Here is a 17034-nt window from a genome sequence, read left to right as displayed (position 1 = left end):
CCAGAAACTTGCATCGGCCCTTCAGTCCGTCACCGATCCATCAACCCGCTCAGCAACGCATCCACTTCCACATCCCAACCCGGCGACATGATCCGCCGCAGCCTCCGCACCCCATCCCGCTCCTGCATCAGCGCGATATGCCAAGGCTGCGGACTGGTCCATCCAGCCTCCGCATTGCCCAGCCACGGCATCAGCGCGGCGCGCAGGCGTTCATCCTGACAGGGCTGACGCTCCCCGAGGCTGTCAATGAAAACGACACAAGCCACCATATCCCAGGGATGGCGTGCACAAAGCGATAGCGCCGCCGTCTGATGTCCATGCCGACGCAGCATGGTGGCGATATCCTCAAAGCGGACGTAAGCGCCATCCCGGCACAGCTGCACCGCCAGCTTGCGCACCGAGCCCGCCGCGTCCAGCAGAGCCCGCAAGGCCACGGCATCGCGTTCCTGCGGCAACACTCTGGCCCACAGGAACAAGGCCTGTCGCCGCACCCGTTCGCGCGCATCGTCCGCATGGTGGCGCAACAAATTCTCCACATCCGGCTGCCGCCACTGCACCAGCAGCGCCAGTGCGGCGCACAGCGGACGCGCGGCCAGTTGTCCATCCTGGATGGCCTGATGCACGTGGCCCTTCACATCCTCTCCCAACGCGGCCAGTTGCGCTGCCGCCGTCTGCCGGATGCGCGGCATCGGATCGAACAGCAGCGTCAGCAGCGCTTCGCGGGACAACGGCGCAGGCGCATGGTCGACCGCGAACTGGCGCACCTGTCCGAACGGCGAGCGCAGGCCCAACGGTGTATGCGCGCGACGCCTCTCGTCATCAAGCCGGGGCAGGGCGAGCAGCGCCCGGTGCGCCAGCATCAGATCGCGCGAGCCCAAGCCGAAGGCCACCAGTTCGTCCAGTCGCTGCGGCAGGTAATCCATTGCCAGCGCATACGCCGCGCGCCGCAGGGGCGCATCGCGTGACGTCAGCGCAGACTTCAGCCAATCCGCACTGTCTTCCGCATCAAGCCCTAGCACGAATGCAGCGATCCACGCGCGGTCCGAGCGCTGCCCGCGTGCCGCGCCATGCAACGCGGCCAGGGCGGGGACGAAATCGGCCGCAGGATGCGTGCTGCGGTAATGCGCCAGTGCCTGCTGCGCTGCCTGTCGTACCGGAGCGCTCCAATCGTTGAGGCGAGCCGCCAGCAGCGGCAGGTAGCGTGTGTCATTCAACACCATCGCGCGTTCGATGCCGGCCTGGCGCAGATAGCCCGAATGCTGCGTGATGCACTCGCAGACCAGTTCCGGCTTCTCCATGGCGGCGACTCTGGGCAAGGCGCGGCGCAATGAAATGTCTCCGTGGCCCGGCAGGTAAACACGCGGCCCCCAGTCGGCAGGCTCGCCACCGTCGGCGTGCGGCAGGTGGTCCCGGCTGCCTTCGCCGGTCGGGCCGGGAATGGGGCGGGTCCAGGCCTTGAGCAAACGCGCAATCAGGAAGAACATATTGTTTCCTTTTGGAAATATCGGTCCATTGTCACCGATATCCCACAAGATGGGAACCTTCGATTTGCAGGCTGCTCAAAACTGCGCCTTGTGCCGTTCGCCGGAACGGTACGGCATGGACCCCAACAACCAGAAAGAGAGCGCCATGCAAGCCGAATCCTCCCCCGTCGTCACCCCCCTCGAAGAAGCCCTGCGCCGTGCCCACGAAGACCCGGAAGCGCGTCCCGCCTTCTATCGCATGCTGCTGGAGTCTACCGTGTTCGTGCGCGGCAACCTGCCGCCCGACGGCAACCGCGAGCAGGTCCAGATCATGCGCTGGCCCGGCGAAGACGGCGAGATGATGCTGCCCATGTTCAGTTCCATGGAGGAAATCGGGCAAGCCTTCGAGGAAGGCGCTTCCTGTCTGGGCATGACGGTGCGCGAGCTCTTCCGCATGTGTGGCGATGGCCGGACGATTTTCATCCTCTATCCTGACAGCCCCCTCCCCAAGTACTTCGTTCCCGGCGAAGTGGCCCATGTGCTGCAGCAAGACAACGGCGGCGTGCCGCCCTCGCGCGACATGGGCGGCGCCAATGTGCAGCTGGGTGTGCCGGACCAGCCGCCGCAGGCGATGCTGGACGCGCTGTCGGCGTTCTTTACCCGCCACGACAAGGTCAAGGCCGCCTATCTCGCCCTCATGCACAACCCTGGTCACGATCCACAGCCCACCTTGGTGATAGGCGTCGATCTTCCCGCCAGCCACATGGAACGCCTGATGCGCGAGATCACGCCCGTGATCGCCGAGCACGGACCGGCCAATGCACCGGTGGACATGTTGCGCGTGGAGGCCGGCAACAGCATCGCCGACTTCATGCTGACCGAGACCAAGCCCTTCTATGAACGCCGCCAACCCGAACGCGTGGGCTTCTTCAAGTCCCTGTTCGGCGGGGGACGCTAGCTGAGGCAGCCAGGCCTGCCGGCTGAGAGCGGCAGGCCCGGGCCTGCCAGGATGGCCCGCGATGGCCCAACTTGGGCCGGTTTTCGCGTAAAATGCCGGATTCTTTGAATACGTTGAATACCATGGCCATCAAGTCAGACAAGTGGATCCGCCGCATGGCGGAGCAGGAAGGAATGATCGAACCCTACGAGCCCGGGCAGGTACGCCTGGCCGCTGACGGGAGCAAGATCGTTTCCTACGGCACCTCGTCCTATGGCTACGATATTCGCTGCGCCAACGAATTCAAGATCTTCACCAACATCAATTCCACCATCGTCGATCCCAAGAACTTCGACGAGAAATCCTTCGTGGATTTCAAGGGAGATGTCTGCATCATCCCCCCCAATTCTTTCGCCCTGGCGCGTACCGTCGAATACTTCCGCATCCCGCGCAGCGTGCTGACCATCTGCCTGGGCAAGTCCACCTACGCGCGTTGCGGCATCATCGTCAACGTCACGCCCTTCGAACCGGAATGGGAAGGCTACGTGACCCTGGAGTTCTCCAACACCACGCCGCTGCCGGCCAAGATCTATGCGGGCGAAGGCTGCGCCCAGGTGCTCTTCTTCGAAAGCGATGAAGTCTGCGAGACCTCCTACAAGGATCGCGGCGGCAAGTACCAGGGACAGCATGGCGTGACCTTGCCCAAGACCTGAAAACGATATAAACCATATCGGCAGTACAAAAAAATGGCTTCCTGCGGGAAGCCATTTTTGTATCGATCAACGGATTGCCATATCTCGGCAATATGTCTGCCGACATCAGCGCCGCTTGCGCCCCGCACTCAGTTTCAGCGCCTCTTCACGCATCAGCCGTGCCGCGCTGCTGATGCTGCCGGTGCGGTAAGCCAGGTGCAGCGGCGCTTTCAGCTCGGCTGCGCCGGTCAGTTTGAGGTACACCACCCCCTCCGCATTGACCCGCGTCATCGACGCCGGGATGACGGCCACCCCTACGCCCGCCGCCACCAGCGAGAGCGTGGAGAGATTCTTGCGCGCCTCCTGTATCACCTGTGGCGAGAAGCCCGCCGCATGGCAGGCCGCGATGATGGTGTCGTACAGGCCGGGGCCATTGGGCCGGCGCGTCATGATGAAGGACTCCTCGGCCAGCGCGTGCAGGGCAATGCTCTTGCGCTTGCCATGCTCGGCCAGCGGATGGTCGATCGGCAACGCGGCCACCATGTCTTCCACCAGCATGGTCTCGATGGTCAGGCCGCCGGAATCCCCCACGGGAGAACGCACGAAGGCCAGGTCCAGGCGCTTGGCGCGCAGTGCTTCGATCAGTTCATTCGTATTGCTTTCTTCCACCGTCATCGCCACGTCCGGCGCATCGGCACGGAAGGCGCGAATGACCGAATGCACGAAGGGATGCAGCGAGGCCGATTCGGTGAAGCCCACGGCGATGCGTCCCATCTTGCCCTGGGCGATGCGGCGCACGCTGGCGACCGTCGTATCGAGTTGCGCCAGCAGGGCGCGGGCATCGTTGAACAGGGCGGTGCCGCTGTCGGTGAGTTCCATGCCGCGCGGCAGGCGGTTGAACAGCGTCACGCCCAGTTCGCGCTCCAGCAGGCGGATCTGCTGCGACAGCGGCGGCTGCTGGATGCCGATGCGCTCGGCCGCCTTGGTCAGGTGGCCCTCTTCAGCCACGGCGATGAAGTAGCGCAACAGGCGCAGGTCGATGGAAGGTGACATATCGGTAGAATATGGATAGGGTGTCTGACATATATTAGACAAAAACCCTCCTCAAGCGTAGCCTTTCATGCATGCGGCAATCACGCCGCGCTTGCATGAGATGATGATGAGCACTCCTGACCTCCTGGCCGAGCAACGGCCTATCCCCACTACCAGGGAATTGTTCCTGGGCTTTCTCGGCCTGGGCATGACTGCCTTCGGCGGCGCGCTGCCGCTGGCACACCGCATGATCGTCGAACGCCGAAAATGGCTGACCGATCCTGAATTCGTCGAGCTGCTGGGGCTGTGCCAGTTCCTGCCCGGGGGCAACATCATCAACCTGTCGGTGGCGCTGGGCATGAAGTTCCGGGGCTGGAAGGGGGCCGTGGCGGGCATCACCGGTTTGATCGCCGTGCCCTCCATGGTGGTGATCCTGCTGGGGATGATCTACCAGCATTTCCAGCATGATCCCAACGTCAAGCATCTGTTCGCCGGGCTGGCAGCGGCGGCGGCGGGCCTGCTGATTCAAATGGCCGTGAAGATCGCGCTGCCGCTGCGCAAGAACCTGGTGCTGGCGGCCGTGGCGGTGATCTGCTTCATCGCCATCGCCTTCCTGCGCATTCCCTTGCTGTGGGTGATGCTGGTGATGACACCCATCAGCGTGGTCCTCACCGCACGTTACGGTGATCGCTTTGCCGCCAAGCCGCAGCCTGTGCCGGCACAGCGTGAGGGCAAGCAGGAGGGCGCGCAATGAGCCAGACCCTGATCGCATTGGCCATCATCTTCACGCAGTTGTCGGTGCTGGCCTTCGGTGGCGGCAATACCATCCTGCCGGAGATGCAGCGCCAGGTAGTGGAAGTGCATCACTGGATGAGCGCCGAGGATTTCAGTGCGCTGTTCGCCCTGGGGCAGGCGGCACCCGGTCCCAACCTGATGGTGGTCACGCTGGTGGGCTGGCATGTGGCCGGCTTCTGGGGGATGCTGGTGACCAGCCTGGCCAAGTTCGGGCCGTCTTCCATCATCACCATCATCATGTTGCACGTCTGGGAGAGGTTCAAGGACAAGCCCTGGCGGCGGCACGTACAGGCCGGGCTGCTGCCGGTTACGGGCGGGCTGGTCGCGGCGTCGGCGCTGTTGATCACGCAGGCGTCGATCACCCACGGCTTCCTGGCGGCGATCACGGCGGCCACGGCCATCATCGCGCTCAAGACCAAGATCCATCCGCTGTGGTTGTTGTTTGGCGGGGCTTTGGCGGGCTTCTTTTATCTCGGCACGTTCTGACGGCGCGTCTGCCGGCGTGAAAACAAAACAGCCGATGCCCTCGCAGGCATCGGCTGTTTTTTTACGTGCAGCGCAGAGGTTTACTGCTTGACGCAATCCACGAAGTAATCGCGGCGGCCGTTGACTTCACGCTTGACCAGGCCATGCACGTCGGTTTCGAAGCCCGGGAATTTCTCGTTGAAATCACGCGCAAACTTCAGGTAATCGACGATGGTCTTGTTGAAGATCTCGCCCGGGATCAGCAGGGGAATGCCCGGCGGATACGGAGTCAGCAGGATCGAGGTGACGCGGCCTTCGAGTTCGTCCAGGGGGACGCGCTCGATCTCGCGGTGCGCCATCTTGGAGAAGGCGTCCGAAGGCTTCATGGCCGGCTGCATGTCCGACAGATACATTTCGGTGGTCAGTCGTGCCACATCGTAGGCGCGGTAGGTCTCGTGGATCTGCTGGCACAGGTCGCGCAGGCCCAGGCGCTCGTAGCGCGGGTTGCGCTGCGCGAACTCGGGCAGGATGCGCCAGATCGGCTGGTTCTTGTCGTAGTCGTCCTTGAACTGCTGCAGCGCCGTCACCAGGGTGTTCCAGCGGCCCTTGGTGATGCCGATGGTGAACATGATGAAGAAGGAATACAGGCCGCACTTCTCCACGATCACGCCGTGCTCGGCCAGGTACTTGGTCACGATGGAGGCCGGGATGCCGTTCTCGCCGAACTGGCCGTTCAGGGCCAGGCCGGGGGTGACGATGGTGGCCTTGATCGGGTCCAGCATGTTGAAGCCCGGTGCCAGGTTGCCGAAACCGTGCCAGTCGTCCTCGGCCTTGATGACCCAGTCCTCGCGCTCGCCGATGCCGTCGGCGGCGAAGCTGTTGGGGCCCCAGACCTGGAACCACCATTCATCTCCGAATTCCTGGTCGATCTTCTTCATGGCGCGGCGGAAGTCCAACGCTTCCAGGATGCTTTCTTCCACCAGCGCCGTGCCGCCCGGCGCTTCCATCATGGCGGCTGCGACGTCGCAGGAGGCGATGATGGAATATTGCGGCGAGGTCGAGGTGTGCATCAGGAAGGCTTCGTTGAAGGCGTCTTCATCGAGCTTCACGGTTTCGGACTCACGCACCAGGATCTGCGAGGCCTGCGACAGGCCGGCCAGCAGCTTGTGGGTCGACTGGGTCGAGAAGATCAGCGACTTCTTGGCGCGCGGACGGTCCTTGCCGATGGCGTGCATGTCCTTGTAGAAGTCGTGGAAGGTCGCGTGCGGCAGCCAGGCTTCGTCGAAGTGCAGGGTTTCGATCTCGCCGTCGAGCATGTCCTTCAATGTCTCGACGTTGTAGACCACGCCGTCGTAGGTCGACTGGGTGATGGTCAGGATGCGCGGCTTCTTGTTCTTGGCTTCGCGGGCGAAGGGGTTGGCTTCGATCTTGCGCTGGATGCTTTCGAGGGTAAATTCTTCCAGCGGGATCGGCCCGATGATGCCCAGGTGGTTGCGGGTCGGCATCAGGAACACGGGAATCGCGCCGGTCATGATGATGGAGTGCAGGATGGACTTGTGGCAGTTGCGGTCCACGACGACGATGTCGCCCGGTGCCACGGTCGAGTGCCAGACCATCTTGTTGGAGGTCGAGGTACCGTTGGTGACGAAGTAGCAGTGGTCGGCATTGAAGATGCGCGCCGCATTGCGTTCCGAGTTGGCCACCGGGCCGGTGTGGTCCAGCAGCTGGCCCAGTTCTTCCACGGCATTGCAGACGTCGGCGCGCAGCATGCGTTCGCCGAAGAACTGGTGGAACATCTGGCCCACGGGCGACTTCAGGAACGCCACGCCGCCGGAGTGGCCGGGGCAGTGCCAGGAGTAGGAGCCATCCTGGGCGTAATCGACCAGGGCGCGGAAGAACGGCGGGGCCAGGCCGTCCAGGTAGGACTTGGCTTCGCGGATGATGTGGCGCGCCACGAACTCCGGCGTATCTTCGAACATGTGAATGAAACCGTGCAGTTCGCGCAGCACATCGTTGGGAATGTGGCGCGAGGTGCGGGTTTCACCGTAGAGGTAGATGGGGATGTCGGCGTTCTTGTGACGAATTTCGCTCACGAAGGCACGCAGGGCCTTGAGGGCGTGGTCGGTTTCTTCGTCAGAGCCGGCACCCATTTCTTCATCGTCGATGGAGAGGATGAAGGCCGAGGCGCGCGACTGCTGCTGGGCGAACTGGGCCAGGTCGCCGTAGCTGGTCACGCCCAGCACTTCCATGCCTTCGGCTTCGATGGCGTCGGCCAGGGCGCGGATGCCCAGGCCCGAGGTGTTTTCGGAGCGGAAGTCTTCGTCGATGATGACGATGGGGAATCGGAATTTCATGGATTTCTCCAGGCTTTGCGCGCGTGGGACCGGGTAGGCGGGCGCGCGCAGGGGGTGAAAAGAAAAGCGCCTGGGCTGGCAGTGCTTGCGCGCCGGAAAAATGAAAGCGGGATTGTCGCAGATATGCGCGCAACGTGCGCGCCAACTGCGCTAAAGAGGTGCGCAGTTTAAGCAAAAAAGGGAAAAAACAACAGCCTCGCGCCGAGGTGGTTCAACGTCTTTCGTATGTCACAAAAGCGTAGTCCAATCCGGAAGTTTCGGACCGGTGGTCCTCACGTGCCGTCTCCTGCCACAGCAGCGGGTCCAGGGCCGGGAAGAAGGCGTCGCAATCAAAAGCCTGGTTGATGCGGGTGATGATGAGCCGGTCCACCAGCGGCAGGGCTTCCGCGTAGATCTGCGCACCGCCGATGATGAAGGCCGGTGCACCTTGCGCCAGCGCGGCGGCCTCCTGCAGCGAAGCCGCCGTCTCCACCCCCGCGTGTTGCCATTCGGTATTGCGGGTGATGACGATGTTGCGCCGGTTGGGCAGCGGCCGGCCGATCGATTCAAAGGTATTGCGGCCCATCAGGATGGCATGCCCCGAGGTGGTGCGCTTGAAATGGGCCAGGTCTTCCGGCAGATGCCAGGGCAGGGTGTTGCGAATGCCGATGCCGTTGTTGAGGTCGGTAGCGACGACGATGGTGAGGGAGCCGGAAGCTGTGGTCATGCGGGAATCTGGGTTCGGACGGAAGGCCTGCAGCCCGGCGCACGGCCGGATGCAAGGGCGACAGAAGCATAATGTTACAGCAGCCATGCTGCGGCACGGAACTTTATGCGCCGCCACCTGCCCTTATACCTGAACCGGCTGGCCGCTTGCGCGCGCCGGGGCCGGGTTTGCAGGCGAATGAAGTTTCATTCAGGAAATACTGTCCCTCAGGGCGATTCCCTCTGCAAGCATGCCATCTTCATATGAACTAGCGAACAATCCCCGCCACATTTGGGTAAACTAGCGCCTGCTTTCCGGTGCGGCGCTGCTTCCAGTGTCTGCCGGGGCAATCAACCAGAAAATTGCATGTCAGACAAAACAATAATGCTGCTTCACACCACCTCCTGGCCGCACGAGGGACTCGTTTCCCGGCGCAGTGCCGCACGATCGACCTGGTGGCGTCGCCTCGCCGCTCCGGCGACCCTGGCGGGTCTGCTGGCGCTGGCCTTGCCGCAAGCTGCCCTGGCCTTTGATTTCAATACGGTGGCCGCCCGCGCCAAGGCGCTGGCCGGCAAGTCGTACAAGAAGCCCGCCGATGATCTGCCCAAGTCGCTCAAGGACTTGAGCTACGAGCAGGCCAGCCAGATCTACTTCCGCGATGACAAGTCGTACTGGCGCGCCCAGAAGCTGCCTTTCGAACTGTCCTTCATCCATCTGGGCGCGAGCTATACCGAGCCGGTCAAGATCAATGAAGTGGTCGGCGACGCCGTGCGCGAGATTCATTTCAATCCGGCGCTCTTCGATTACAGCGCCAACCGCAGCGTCGATCCGCGCACCCTGCGCAACATCGGCTTTGCCGGGTTCCGCATCCGCTTCCCGCTCAACTCGGCCAAGGTCAAGGATGACGTGCTGACCTTCCACGGAGCCAGCTACTTCCGCGCCATGGGCAAGGGGCAGAGCTATGGCCTCTCCGCGCGCGGGCTGGCCATCGATACCGCACTCTATTCGGGCGAGGAATTCCCGCGCTTCACCGAATTCTGGCTGGAGCGTCCCTCGGGCGAGGCCAAGGAACTGGTGATCTATGCGCTGCTGGATTCGCCGCGCGCCACCGGTGCCTATCGCTTCGTCCTCAAGCCTGGCGTGGATACCGCCATGGACGTCAAGGCCCAGCTCTACCTGCGCAGCAATGTCACCAAGCTGGGCATCGCCCCGCTGACCAGCATGTTCCTCTTCGGCGAGAACCAGCCGGGTCCGGCCGACGACTTCCGTCCGGAAGTGCATGACTCGGACGGCCTGTCGATGCAGTCGGGTACCGGCGAATGGCTGTGGCGTCCGCTGGTGAACCCCAAGCGCCTGCTGGTGACTTCGTTCTCCTTCGACAATCCGCAGGGCTTTGGCCTGATGCAGCGCGACCGCAATTTCTCGCACTACGAAGACCTGGACTACAACTACCAGTCGCGCCCCAGCGCCTGGGTCGAGCCCAAGGGCAAGTGGGGTTCGGGCCGCGTGGAGCTGGTGCAGATTCCCACGCCCGACGAGACCAACGACAACATCGTGGCCTACTGGATTCCCAACACGCTGCCCAAGCCTGGCCAGCCGCTGAACGTGGAATACCGCCTGTCCTGGCAGAAGGACAACGAGAAGCGTCCGCCGCTGGCCTTCGTCACGCAGACCCTGTTCGGCCACGGCTACCGTCCCAAGCAGGAAGGCAAGCAGGATGAGGTGCAGCAGCTGGCCATCGACTTCGACGGCGGCAACCTCAAGAAGCTGCCCGCCAATGCGCGCGTGGAAGGCGTGGTCGAGGCCGATGCCAATGGCAAGCTGGCCACCGTCACCACCCGCAAGAATGAAATGACCGGCGGCTGGCGCGTGGAAGTCAAGCTGCGCCGCCTGGAAGAAAACAAGCCCGTCGAGCTGCGCGGTTTCCTGCGCAATGCCAATGGCGGCACAACCTTGTCTGAAACGTGGAGCTACATATTACCCCCCAACTAAGGCAGACTTCGGCAGCCTCGCAGACGCTGGAGGATTACCTCGCGCGTCTGCCGCTGTCGCCTGAGCAACGCCAGGACCTGGCTGCGCGCGCGGGTGCAATCGGCTCCGGCGATCCGGTGGCCGACCTGCACCGCGTGCTGGCCGAGGCCTCCGGGCGCGATGCCAGCCTGGTACCGGCCGCGGCGCAAGCTTCGGTCGATGCGCGCCTGCGTCTCATGTATCCCGCCGCGCAACCGGCGGCCGTCCCTGCTGCGCAAGCGGCACAGGCGGTGCAGGGTGCGCCCGTTCCTCCCATTGGTGAAGAGCGCGGCCAGCCGCGCATTCCGGTCGGCCCGCCGATGCATCGCAAATCGATGGTGCCGCGCCCGTGGGGCGAACTCAATCCTTTTTCGCGCTGGGTGGAAGAGGAAAACCGCCGCCTGGAACGCCGTCCCAGCCGCTGGCGCCGCGCCCGCAAGGGCCGCGCCAAGGTGGCTGAAGCCGCACCGCCGGTGGATGACGAACCGCGCTACATCGAGGATCACCTGGACCAGTCCGAGGCCCCCGATCCCAAGGGGCACTGGCAGCATACGGGCAACATCCGCCGTATTACGCTGCTGGTGCTGATGGCGCTGCAGACCTCCATGGCCACCTATTTCATGAGCGACGTGCTGCCGTATCACGGCACCAAGCCGCTGGAGATGGTGGTGCTGTTCCTGTTCGGACTGCTGTTCCTGTGGGTTTCGGCCGGGTTCTGGACGGCCATGACCGGCTTCCTGCTCCTCATGCGCGGTGATGACAAGTACCTCATCTCGCACGAGAAGGCCGGCCATACCGAGATCGCGCCGGAGGCCCGCACGGCCATCGTCATGCCCATCTGCAACGAAGATGTGGCACGCGTTTTCGCCGGCTTGCGCGCGACCTACGAGTCGCTGGAACGCACCGGGCAGATTCAGCACTTCGATTTCTTCATCCTGAGCGACAGCGGCGAAGCCGACATCTGCGCCGCCGAAGTTGCCGCATGGGACCGCCTGTGCCGCGAGACCGGCGGCTTCGGACGCATCTTCTATCGCCACCGCCGTCGTCGCGTCAAACGCAAGAGCGGCAACCTGGACGACTTCTGCCGCCGCTGGGGGGCCGATTATCGCTACATGGTGGTGCTCGACGCCGACAGCGTCATGACCGGCGAATGCCTCACCAAGCTGACCCGCCTGATGGAAGCCCATCCGGGCGCGGGCATCATCCAGACCGCACCGCGCGCAGCCGGACGCGATACGCTGTATGCGCGCATCCAGCAGTTCTCGACCCGCGTGTATGGCCCGCTGTTTACCGCGGGTCTGCATTACTGGCAACTGGGCGAGTCGCACTTCTGGGGCCACAACGCCATCATCCGCCTGCAGCCCTTCATGAAGTACTGCGCGCTGGCGCCGCTGCCGGGCAAGGGCAACCTGTCCGGTCCGATCATGTCGCACGACTTCGTGGAGGCGTCGCTGATGCGTCGTGCAGGCTGGTCGGTGTGGATCGCCTATGACCTGGACGGCAGCTACGAAGAAATGCCGCCCAACCTGCTCGATGAACTCAGCCGGGACCGCCGCTGGTGCCAGGGCAACCTGATGAACTTCCGCCTGTTCCTGGCGCGTGGCATGCACGCGGTGCATCGCGCGGTGTTCGTCACCGGTGTGATGGCTTACGTGTCGGCACCGCTGTGGGGGCTGTTCCTGATCCTCTCCACGGTGCTGCTGGCAGCGCATACGCTGATCGATCCGCAGTATTTCACGGCACCGCGCCAGCTCTTCCCGATCTGGCCGGAATGGCATCCGGAGAAGGCACTGGCGCTGGTCTCGGCCACCGCCACCATCCTGTTCCTGCCCAAGATCCTGGCCGTGCTGCTGTTTGCGGTGAAGGGCGCACGCGGTTTCGGCGGTGCGCTGGCGCTGTTCGTGAGCATGGTGATCGAGCTGCTGTTCTCGATGGCGCTGGCCCCGGTGCGCATGCTGTTCCACACCCGCTTCGTGCTGGGGGCCTTCCTCGGCTGGAACGCCGGCTGGAAGTCGCCGCCGCGTGCCGACAATGAAACCGGCTGGGGTGAGGCGGTGCGCCGTCACGGCTGGCATTCGGTGCTGGGCGTGGCCTGGGGCGCGCTGGTGTACTGGCTCAATCCGTCCTTCATTTATTGGCTCATTCCGATTGCCGGTTCGCTGGCGGTATCGGTGCCGGTGTCGGTGTTGTCGTCGCGCGTGACCTATGGCCGTGGCTTCCGCCGTGCGGGTCTGTTCAAGATCCCTGAAGAGACCACGCCACCGTTCGAGCTGCGCGAAACCGTGCGCCATCATGAAGAGACGCCGCCGCTGCCGGGCTTCGTCGAGGCCGTGGTCGATCCGTCCTTCAATGCGCTGATGTGTGCCACCGCGCATGCGCATCCGCACGTACCGCAACTGACGCAGCATCTGCGCGAGAAGCTGGTGCGCACCGCGCTCAAGGACGGGCCGGACGCGCTGAACGACAAGCAGAAAAACAGCATCCTGGAAGAACCGGGCTTGCTGTCGCAACTGCACCAGGCGGTCTGGAGCGGTGCTGCCGAGGTCCATCCGGACTGGCATGCCGCGCGCCAGCAAGCGGCACCTGCCGCCGCCGTCGCATCACCGGCACTGGCCGCCTGAGGGGGCGGACCACGACCGGAACAGGGGACGGCCGAAGACATTCGGCCGTCATCTTTTGCAGGGATCATCACGCATTGTTGACCCTGACTTGATTGAACGTTTGCCGCCTGTGACATGACCGAGCCGCACGACCAACTTCCGCACGTAGTCCTGACCACCCATGCGCCTGCCCGGCAGAAAGCCTGGTGGAGTGTCGTCGCGTTGGTGCTGGTGCTGGGCGGCGGCTATGCGCTCTATGCGCGGCAGTCGCCGCCGCCTGCTCCGCCCAAGCCGATTCCGGTGAAGCTGGAAACGGTGCCCGTCGAACGTGCCGATCTGGAGCAGGTCGTCAACGCCACCGGCAATGTGGTGGCCCAGGATTATGTGGACGTCGGCTCCAAGGTGGCCGGCCAGATCTCGGATGTGGAAGTGGTGATCGGCGAGGCGGTCAAGGCCGGACGCCTGCTGGCCACCGTCGCGCCGGCCGTGCAGAACAGCCGCATCGAAAGCAACCGTGCCACGCTGGCACGACTGAAGGCCGAGCTGGCCGGACAGAATGCGCAGCTGGACTTTGCGCAACTGCAGTTCCAGCGCCAGACCCAGCTCAAGGCCGAGAACGCCACTCGCGAAGAATCCTACGAATCCAGCCGCATGAACATGTATGCGGCGGCTTCCCGCGTGGACGCCACCAACGCCCAGATCCAGCAGACCGAAGCGGCCATCCGTGAAGATGAGGCCGTGCAGAAGCAGACCCGCATCGAGGCCCCGGTCAGCGGTACCATCGTCACCCTCAACGCGCGCCCCGGCCAGATGGTCAGCGCCAACCAGGAAGTGCTGATGCGCATCGCCGATCTCTCTCGCATGACGGTGCAGGTGCCGGTATCGGAAGAGGACGTGACACGCCTGCAAAAGGGCATGACCGCGTATTTCACCACCCCCGGCTACCCCGGCAAGCGCTGGAGCGGCAAGCTGCGCCAGATCATGCTGCTGCCCACCGATGACTCCGGCCGCCAGGGCAAGAAGGCGTATTACACCGTGCTCTTCGATGTGGCCAATCCCAGCCGCGAACTGATGAGCGGCATGAGTGCCGACGTGTATTTCGTGCTGGCGCGGGCGGAACACGTGCCGGCCATTCCGCGCTCGCTGGTGACCAAGCCCGGCATGGATGGCACCCAGACCGTCAAGGTGGTGCTGGCCGATGGCACGCTGGAAACGCGCAAGATCAAGATCGGCATTCGCGATGGCGAACGTGCTCAGGTGCTGTCCGGTCTGAAGGAGGGCGAGCAGGTACTGCTGCCGGCCAATCCGCCGGCACCGGCGGGCGATGGCAACGCCGCCGCCAAGTAATCGCGGGACGGGCGCGAGGCTTGCTGTAAAGTAACGGCTTCGCCGGGTGACCCGGTCCTCTCTGTTTTCATCTGTCGATGTTCAAGCCCATGACACTGCGTAATACACCGCTGCTGACGTCTTCTCCATGGCCCCGCATGACGCGGGTGGCGATGGCGGCCGCGCTGGTGCTGGCCATCGGTGGCTGCGTCACGCGTGAGGTGCAGCCCGATCCCATCCTCGAAATGCAGGTGCCCGACAAATGGGGCGGCGGTGCTTCTGCCGACGTGGCGCACGCCGAGCAGTTGTGGCCCGATACCGACTGGTGGAAACAGTTTGGCAGTGGTGAATTGTCTTCCCTGGTGCAGGAAGGCCAGCGCAACAATTACGAAATCGCTGCCGCCTTCTCGCGCATCAAGCAGGCCGAGGCGCAAGCCCGCATCGCCGGTGCACCGCTGCTGCCCAATGTGAGCCTGAATGCCGGTGCCAACCGCGAGATGCCCATTTCCGGCGGCACGCCCACCAACAGCGCCAATGCCAGCCTGCAGGTCAGCTACGAAATCGATTTCTGGGGCAAGAACCGCGCGGGTGTCGAAGCCGCCGAAGCGACCTTGCGCGCCAATCGCTACGACCGGGAAACGGTCGCGCTGACGGTCACCAGCGGCATCGTTTCCACCTATCTGCAGGTGCTGTCGCTGCGTGACCGGCTGGAGATCGCGCGCCAGAACGTCAACAATGCCGAGCGTGTGTTACGTCTGGTGGAGGCGCAAAGCCGCGCCGGTTCGGCCTCGCCGCTGGACCTGGCGCGCCAGCGTTCGGCGCTGGCCAATCAGCGCCAGCTGATCCCCGACCTGCAGCAGCAGGAGCAGGACGCGCAGACCGCGCTGGCCATCCTGCTGGGCCGTCCGCCGCAGAATTTCAAGGTCGAGGAAAAGGGCCTGGCGAAGATCCAGATGCCGCGTATTTCGGCGGGCCTGCCGTCGGAACTGCTGACGCGTCGCCCCGACATTCGCCGTGCCGAAGCCAATCTGGCGGCGGCCAATGCCAATGTGGCCGTGGCGCGGGCTTCGCTCTTCCCCAGCATCTCGCTGACCGGTTCCACCGGGGCGCAGAGCAATGCCTTGCTGTCGCTCTTCAATGGTCCGAATCTGTTCGCCAATCTCGGTACCAGCCTGATCGCGCCGATCTTCGACGGCGGCAACCTGCGCAACCAGCAGGCGCTGGCCGAGGCGCAGAAGGAAGAACTGGTGCAGGTGTATCGCCAGCGCGTGATTACTTCGTTGTCGGAAGTGGAAAAGGCCCTGGGGGCCATTCGCAGTCTGGAAGAGCGCTATCGCCTGAAGGTCAATGAGGTGGACCAGGCGCGCTTCGCCTTCGAGCTGGCGGAGATCCGCTATCGCGCCGGGGCCGAGGATCTGCTGGTGGTGCTCGATACCCAGCGCACCTTGTCGGAAGCCCAGAACCAGCTGGGCCAGATCAAGCTGCAGCGCCTGCAGGCGACTGTCTCGCTCTACAAGGCCCTGGGTGGCGGCTGGCAGGACAAGCAGGTGCCGGCGGAGCCCGGCGCTGCCAGCACCGACACCGTCTCCTGAATCCAGGCGCGGGTCAGCCCTGCGCCTGCCATTCCTGCACCAGCAGGTGCACCAGTTCCCCGACCGTATAGCCATCCCGGATGAGCGCCGCGCCCTGGCCAGCCCAGTGGGCGCCGAACTCGTGCACCTCCCTGGCGGTGGCCATGGCATGCAACTGCTTGCCGGCGTCGTAGGCGGCGGGGTACGCAGGGATGGGGGTTGCAGGCGATATGTCGATTTCTTCCATGAAGCGGTTGACGATGCCCCGCGCACGGCGGCCGGAGATGGCGGCGGTGACGCGCGTGTGCCGGGCACGTGAACTCTTGAGCAGATTTCTGTAGGCGGCGTTGGCACCCGATTCACGCGTGAGCAGGAAGGCCGTGCCCAGTTGCACCGCCTGCGCGCCCAGCCGCAGGGCTGCCGCAATGCCGGCACCATCCATGATGCCGCCGGCGGCGATCACCGGCAGCCGGCACTGCGTGGCCAGCAGGCGTACCAGGGCGAAGGTGCCGATTTCCTCATCCTTGTGTTCATCAAAGATGCCGCGATGGCCGCCGGCTTCAATACCCTGCGCCACGATGGCATCCAGTCCGGCTGCCTCGATCTGGCGCGCTTCGTCCAGATTGGTGGCGGTGGCCATCAGGAAGACACCGGCGTTTTTGAGTGACTGGATGACGCCCGCGTCCGGTAATCCGAAGTGGAAACTGACCACGGCCGGGGGCAATTCCAGCACCAGTTGCTGCATCCCGGTATCGACGATGAAGCTTTGGTAGATCTCTTTCAGGGGCAGGCTGATGCTGCCGCCGAATTCGTCCAGATGGCCCTGCAGGTGCCTGACCCACGCGGCATCGCGGGCGGGATCCAGGACGGCCGGCTGGTGGCAGAAGAAATTGACGTTGAAGGGTTTGTCGGTGAGGGCCTGCAATTGCGCCAGCGCCTCGCGCGCCTGCGCCACCGAAGAGGCACCCAGCGCCAGCGAGCCCAGCGCACCGGCATTGGAGGCAGCCGCTGCCATGGTCACGGTGGAACTGCCCGCCATCGGGGCCTGGATGATGGGATGGGCCAGGCCCAGTCGTTGCAGCAGCGCGTTGGACATGTGAACTC

13 protein-coding genes are annotated in these 17034 nt (G+C 64.0%); 8 read left to right on the top strand and 5 right to left on the bottom strand.

Annotated elements, in window-relative coordinates; genetic code table 11:
• Positions 1-29: 29 nt before the first annotated feature.
• Positions 30-1484, bottom strand: coding sequence for a HEAT repeat domain-containing protein (locus MKD49_RS03340; RefSeq protein ID WP_252695449.1), 1455 nt, complete (start codon positions 1482-1484; stop codon positions 30-32).
• Between the two features lie 115 nt (positions 1485-1599).
• Here MKD49_RS03340 and MKD49_RS03335 point away from each other — a divergent pair, with 115 nt between their 5' ends.
• Positions 1600-2421, top strand: a complete 822-nt coding sequence (locus MKD49_RS03335) for an enhanced serine sensitivity protein SseB C-terminal domain-containing protein (RefSeq protein ID WP_252695448.1) — start codon at positions 1600-1602, stop codon at positions 2419-2421.
• A gap of 122 nt (positions 2422-2543) precedes the next feature.
• Positions 2544-3113 carry a dCTP deaminase gene (gene dcd / locus MKD49_RS03330; protein ID WP_039784915.1) on the top strand — a complete coding sequence of 190 codons (570 nt, stop codon included), beginning with the start codon at positions 2544-2546 and terminating at the stop codon, positions 3111-3113.
• 105 nt (positions 3114-3218) lie between these two features.
• On the opposite strand, the gene MKD49_RS03325 is transcribed toward dcd, so the two are convergent.
• Positions 3219-4145, bottom strand: a complete 927-nt coding sequence (locus tag MKD49_RS03325; RefSeq protein WP_252695447.1) for a LysR family transcriptional regulator — start codon at positions 4143-4145, stop codon at positions 3219-3221.
• Between the two features lie 100 nt (positions 4146-4245).
• Between MKD49_RS03325 and MKD49_RS03320 the strand changes: the two genes are divergently transcribed.
• Positions 4246-4878 (top strand): chromate transporter, encoded by a 633-nt coding sequence (locus tag MKD49_RS03320; RefSeq protein WP_134137536.1) that lies wholly within the window; start codon positions 4246-4248, stop codon positions 4876-4878.
• Complete coding sequence (locus MKD49_RS03315; RefSeq protein WP_069374536.1) at positions 4875-5405, top strand: chromate transporter; 531 nt, start codon at positions 4875-4877, stop codon at positions 5403-5405. The genes MKD49_RS03320 and MKD49_RS03315 overlap by 4 nt, the downstream gene beginning before the upstream one ends.
• Positions 5406-5485: 80 nt before the next feature.
• On the opposite strand, the gene MKD49_RS03310 is transcribed toward MKD49_RS03315, so the two are convergent.
• The gene (locus MKD49_RS03310; protein ID WP_121045317.1) at positions 5486-7738 is read right to left on the bottom strand and encodes an arginine/lysine/ornithine decarboxylase; all 2253 of its coding nucleotides are present in this window, start codon (positions 7736-7738) and stop codon (positions 5486-5488) included.
• 211 nt (positions 7739-7949) lie between these two features.
• Complete coding sequence (locus MKD49_RS03305) at positions 7950-8444, bottom strand: dihydrofolate reductase (RefSeq protein WP_252695446.1); 495 nt, start codon at positions 8442-8444, stop codon at positions 7950-7952.
• 345 nt (positions 8445-8789) lie between these two features.
• Here MKD49_RS03305 and MKD49_RS03300 point away from each other — a divergent pair, with 345 nt between their 5' ends.
• The 4 genes from MKD49_RS03300 (at position 8790) to MKD49_RS03285 (ending at position 15951) form a co-directional block, all read left to right on the top strand.
• Complete coding sequence (locus MKD49_RS03300) at positions 8790-10415, top strand: glucan biosynthesis protein G (RefSeq protein ID WP_252695445.1); 1626 nt, start codon at positions 8790-8792, stop codon at positions 10413-10415.
• Positions 10388-13054 (top strand): glucans biosynthesis glucosyltransferase MdoH, encoded by a 2667-nt coding sequence (mdoH, locus tag MKD49_RS03295; protein WP_252695444.1) that lies wholly within the window; start codon positions 10388-10390, stop codon positions 13052-13054. Before MKD49_RS03300 ends, mdoH begins: the two co-directional genes overlap by 28 nt.
• A 114-nt stretch (positions 13055-13168) precedes the next feature.
• A complete protein-coding gene (locus MKD49_RS03290; protein ID WP_252695443.1) occupies positions 13169-14380 on the top strand; it encodes an efflux RND transporter periplasmic adaptor subunit in 1212 nt (403 codons plus the stop codon).
• Positions 14381-14469: 89 nt separating this feature from the next.
• The gene (locus tag MKD49_RS03285) at positions 14470-15951 is read left to right on the top strand and encodes an efflux transporter outer membrane subunit (RefSeq protein WP_034330232.1); all 1482 of its coding nucleotides are present in this window, start codon (positions 14470-14472) and stop codon (positions 15949-15951) included.
• A gap of 13 nt (positions 15952-15964) precedes the next feature.
• Here the strand turns inward: MKD49_RS03285 and MKD49_RS03280 are convergent, their stop codons facing one another.
• Positions 15965-17026, bottom strand: a complete 1062-nt coding sequence (locus tag MKD49_RS03280; RefSeq protein WP_252695442.1) for a nitronate monooxygenase family protein — start codon at positions 17024-17026, stop codon at positions 15965-15967.
• Positions 17027-17034: the final 8 nt, after the last annotated feature.

Origin of the sequence: Herbaspirillum sp. WGmk3, from assembly GCF_023952535.1 — a bacterium.
Classification (GTDB): Bacteria; Pseudomonadota; Gammaproteobacteria; order Burkholderiales; family Burkholderiaceae_D; genus Herbaspirillum; species Herbaspirillum huttiense.
The sequence above is the reverse complement of the archived record's forward strand: the minus strand, read 5'-3'. Positions and strand labels throughout refer to the sequence as shown.

Bases quoted from the DNA above. Each gene is read 5' to 3' on its own strand.
- MKD49_RS03310 (WP_121045317.1), bottom strand. From the start codon at position 7,738: ATGAAATTCCGATTCCCCATCGTCATCATCGACGAAGACTTCCGCTCC.
- MKD49_RS03290 (WP_252695443.1), top strand. From the start codon at position 13,169: ATGACCGAGCCGCACGACCAACTTCCGCACGTAGTCCTGACCACCCAT.
- MKD49_RS03300 (WP_252695445.1), top strand. From the start codon at position 8,790: ATGTCAGACAAAACAATAATGCTGCTTCACACCACCTCCTGGCCGCAC.
- MKD49_RS03280 (WP_252695442.1), bottom strand. From the start codon at position 17,026: ATGTCCAACGCGCTGCTGCAACGACTGGGCCTGGCCCATCCCATCATC.
- MKD49_RS03335 (WP_252695448.1), top strand. From the start codon at position 1,600: ATGGACCCCAACAACCAGAAAGAGAGCGCCATGCAAGCCGAATCCTCC.
- MKD49_RS03320 (WP_134137536.1), top strand. From the start codon at position 4,246: ATGATGATGAGCACTCCTGACCTCCTGGCCGAGCAACGGCCTATCCCC.
- MKD49_RS03325 (WP_252695447.1), bottom strand. From the start codon at position 4,145: ATGTCACCTTCCATCGACCTGCGCCTGTTGCGCTACTTCATCGCCGTG.
- MKD49_RS03315 (WP_069374536.1), top strand. From the start codon at position 4,875: ATGAGCCAGACCCTGATCGCATTGGCCATCATCTTCACGCAGTTGTCG.
- MKD49_RS03285 (WP_034330232.1), top strand. From the start codon at position 14,470: ATGACACTGCGTAATACACCGCTGCTGACGTCTTCTCCATGGCCCCGC.
- dcd (WP_039784915.1), top strand. From the start codon at position 2,544: ATGGCCATCAAGTCAGACAAGTGGATCCGCCGCATGGCGGAGCAGGAA.
- MKD49_RS03340 (WP_252695449.1), bottom strand. From the start codon at position 1,484: ATGTTCTTCCTGATTGCGCGTTTGCTCAAGGCCTGGACCCGCCCCATT.
- MKD49_RS03305 (WP_252695446.1), bottom strand. From the start codon at position 8,444: ATGACCACAGCTTCCGGCTCCCTCACCATCGTCGTCGCTACCGACCTC.